This is a genomic window from Streptococcus sp. 68 (assembly GCF_013277415.1).
In the GTDB taxonomy this organism is placed as follows: domain Bacteria; phylum Bacillota; class Bacilli; order Lactobacillales; family Streptococcaceae; genus Streptococcus.
Genome location: NZ_VMMX01000024.1, coordinates 1 through 3125 on the forward strand (window position 1 = coordinate 1; position 3125 = coordinate 3125).

General features: G+C 39.9%; 4 protein-coding genes and 1 pseudogene. 1 reads left to right on the plus strand and 4 read right to left on the minus strand.

Features of this window, described 5'->3' with window-relative positions; genetic code table 11:
• Positions 1-290: 290 nt before the first annotated feature.
• From HT720_RS10095 to hprK, 4 genes and pseudogenes are all read right to left on the minus strand, one after another.
• Positions 291-680, minus strand: coding sequence for a YtxH domain-containing protein (locus HT720_RS10095; RefSeq protein WP_173276074.1), 390 nt, complete (start codon positions 678-680; stop codon positions 291-293).
• A pseudogene (locus HT720_RS10100) lies at positions 653-1079 on the minus strand (DUF948 domain-containing protein). The gene HT720_RS10095 and the pseudogene HT720_RS10100 overlap by 28 nt, the downstream one beginning before the upstream one ends.
• Positions 1080-1868 carry a prolipoprotein diacylglyceryl transferase gene (lgt, locus tag HT720_RS10105; RefSeq protein WP_173276078.1) on the minus strand — a complete coding sequence of 263 codons (789 nt, stop codon included), beginning with the start codon at positions 1866-1868 and terminating at the stop codon, positions 1080-1082.
• A complete protein-coding gene (gene hprK, locus HT720_RS10110) occupies positions 1861-2796 on the minus strand; it encodes an HPr(Ser) kinase/phosphatase (protein ID WP_173276081.1) in 936 nt (311 codons plus the stop codon). The genes lgt and hprK overlap by 8 nt, the downstream gene beginning before the upstream one ends.
• Before the next feature lie 96 nt (positions 2797-2892).
• Between hprK and HT720_RS10320 the strand changes: the two genes are divergently transcribed.
• A complete protein-coding gene (locus tag HT720_RS10320) occupies positions 2893-3084 on the plus strand; it encodes a hypothetical protein (RefSeq protein ID WP_240156338.1) in 192 nt (63 codons plus the stop codon).
• Positions 3085-3125: the final 41 nt, after the last annotated feature.

Below are 3125 nucleotides of genomic sequence, written 5' to 3' on the forward strand. Positions count from 1 at the left end.
ATCACAGCTATCACAGCTAAATTATACTATTTTCTACATACTTAATCAAATATTTTGCCTTATATTCTTTAAAATTCGAGAAATATTGTATATTTAAGTATAACATTGTGAATATGTTGATATTTTTTAAAAGCAACTCTATTCACAAAAAAGTAGATTATACTTATCTACTTTCAAAAATCATTAAATTTCTTTTATTTAAGGTTTTATCCACATAAAAAAACCTATAAGCTCTATAGAGGTATAATCCACTAGAGAGTTTATAGGACCTAGAATAGTTACTATTTCTTTTATTCTTCTGTTATATCAATCACAATCTCTTCTGAGTCATCAAGAGCTTCGGCCTTTTCTTGCCATTGCTCCTTGAGATTATTAAATCGATCTTTTGATGCTTCTGTCGCTTGAAAAGCATAGGATTTAGCTTGAGCAAGTACACTGTCCACAGTGATTTCACCTGACTCAACCTGTTCTTTGGTTTTCAGAACAAAATCTGTAGCCTGCTCCTTAACTTCTGTCAGTTTTTCACAGACCTGCTCCTTGGCATACTCAGGATCTTCTCTCAAATCATCTAGAAAATCTTGAGCCTGACTGCAAATTTGTTTGCCCTTATCGCTTGTTAAAAACAAGGCAAGAGCTGCACCTGAAACGGTTCCTAAAAGGATAGAGGATAGTTTACCCATAAGGTTTCTCCTTTTTTATTTTTTTAAAAATTTACTTGCAAGACGAAGAGCTGACAAACTTGCCCCAGTCTTGAGTGTTTTTGAACCAGCTGATGAAGCTTTCTTGCTCAAGACACGCGCATGGTCATTGAGGTCTGAAACAGATAGAGATAAATCAGCAACAGCACTAAAGAGTGGATCAATCGTTGCCATCTTGACATTGATATCATCTGCCAAGACATTAACCTTAGCCAGCAACTCATTGGTATGATGCAAGGTCACATCCACATCTGAAGTCAAGGTTTTAATCGTCTTCTCTGTTTCATCGATCACACGTCCAAGCTTTTGTACAGTAATGATTAGATAGACTAAAAAGACAATCAAAGCTAGGGCAACAAGAATATATGCAACTTCTAACATTTACTTTTCCTCCTCTGTAACATAGTAAGGAGCCTTCTTTCGATTTTGATATAGAACGATAAAAATACCGAGACCGATAAGGACAACTGATAGCCATTGAGACACTCGAAGCCCAAAGAACATGAGGCTATCTGTTCGCATTCCTTCGATAACCATACGACCGAAACCATACCAAATCAAGTAGAAGGCCGTGATATGGCCTCGTCTGAGACTCTTCCATTTTCTTCTGACAATCAGAATCAAGACAAAGCCAAGTAGATTCCATAGAGACTCATAAAGGAAGGTCGGTTGACGGTAGCTCCCCTCTATATACATCTGGTCACGAATAAAGCCAGGTAGATAATCCAGATTATCCACTGCTGCACCATAAGCTTCTTGGTTAAAGAAATTGCCCCAGCGACCCAAACTTTGGGCTATCATGACGCTAGGCGCCGCAATATCTAGGAAATCCCAAGTGTTGATGAGTTTGCGATCAGCAAAGATATAGAGTACAAGAGCCCCAGTTATCAAACCACCGTAGATGGCCAAACCACCATTCCAAATGGCAAAAATTTCTCCTACATTCTGACTATAGTAATCCAAACGGAAAATAACATAGTAGAGACGAGCTCCTAAAATAGCCAAGGGAAAGGCTATCAAGATAAAATCTAAAATATCGTCTGGTATGATCTTCTTTCTAGGCGCTTCTTTCATGGTCAAATAAACCGCCAGAATTAAGCCTGTCACAATACATAAGGCATACCAACGAATGGCTAGAGGGCCTAGTTGAATAGCAATCGGATCAAGCATTAGGCACCTCATTTCGAGCGATGAGATTGGTCAGTCGTTCTTCGAACAAACGGGTCGCATCAAAGCCCATTTCCTTGGCACGATAATTCATGGCAGCTGCCTCAATCACGACAGAAATATTACGACCTGTTTTAACTGGAATACGGATACGAGGAATGGCTACGCCAGAAATTTCTAATTCCTCTGCATTGTTTCCAAGACGATCAAAAGTCTTATGTGTATCATAATTTTCCAAGTAAACAGCCAGCTGAACCTGTGAAGAATCCTTGACAGCACTGGCACCGTAGAGGCTCATGACATCGATAATCCCAACCCCACGAATTTCAATCAAGTGTTTCAAAATTTCAGCTGGTTCACCCCAGAGAGTAATCTCATCCTTGGCAAAGATATCGACACGGTCATCGGCTACCAAGCGGTGACCACGTTTGACAAGCTCAAGACCTGTCTCGCTCTTACCAATTCCACTATCTCCCTGAATCAAGACACCCATCCCATAGATATCCATCAAGACACCGTGTACACTGGTACGTTCTGCCAAACGAGAATCCAGATAGCTAGATAACTCTCCAGACAAACGACTAGTAGCTGTACGGCTGGTTAAAATGGCAATCTTACATTCTCTGGCTGCCTTTAACATCTCCTCTGGAACTACCAAACCACGGGCAACAATGACCGCTGGTGTCTCAGGTAGAAACATTTTTTTCAAAACTTCATAACGGCTGTTGGAAGGCATACTGATCAGATAAGACCACTCCTTCATCCCCAAAAGTTGAATCCGCTCTGGCGTGTAGTAGTCAAAATAGCCTGTCATTTCAAGACCAGGTCGCGTAATATCCGCTGTATTGATTTCCTTTTCAAGCAATTCTGGTTCGCCATAGACAATGTCTAGTCTAAGCTTTTCAATCACTTCTTTTACTAAAACCGACATCATTTCCTCCTTCAAATGAGTTCTTCTCTCTATTATATCAAATTGTAGGAGGAAGTTTCAGATTTTTGCAGGCTTTGGAGTATTTATTTATACTCAATGAAAATCAAAGAGCAAACTAGGAAACTAGCCGCAGGTTGCTCAAAGCACTGCTTTGAGGTTGTAGATAAGACTGACGAAGTCAGCTCAAAACACTGTTTTGAGGTTGTGGATAGAACTGACGAAGTCAGTAACCATATCTACGGCAAGGCGACGTTGACGTGGTTTGAAGAGATTTTCGAAGAGTATTAAAAGAAAAAGGACTAGATTTCTCTAGCCTTTCATTTCTAATT

Excerpts from the sequence above, each read along its gene's own strand:
- hprK (WP_173276081.1), bottom strand. The coding sequence starts at position 2,796 with ATGTCGGTTTTAGTAAAAGAAGTGATTGAAAAGCTTAGACTAGACATT.
- lgt (WP_173276078.1), bottom strand. The coding sequence starts at position 1,868 with ATGCTTGATCCGATTGCTATTCAACTAGGCCCTCTAGCCATTCGTTGG.
- HT720_RS10095 (WP_173276074.1), bottom strand. The coding sequence starts at position 680 with ATGGGTAAACTATCCTCTATCCTTTTAGGAACCGTTTCAGGTGCAGCT.
- HT720_RS10320 (WP_240156338.1), top strand. The coding sequence starts at position 2,893 with ATGAAAATCAAAGAGCAAACTAGGAAACTAGCCGCAGGTTGCTCAAAG.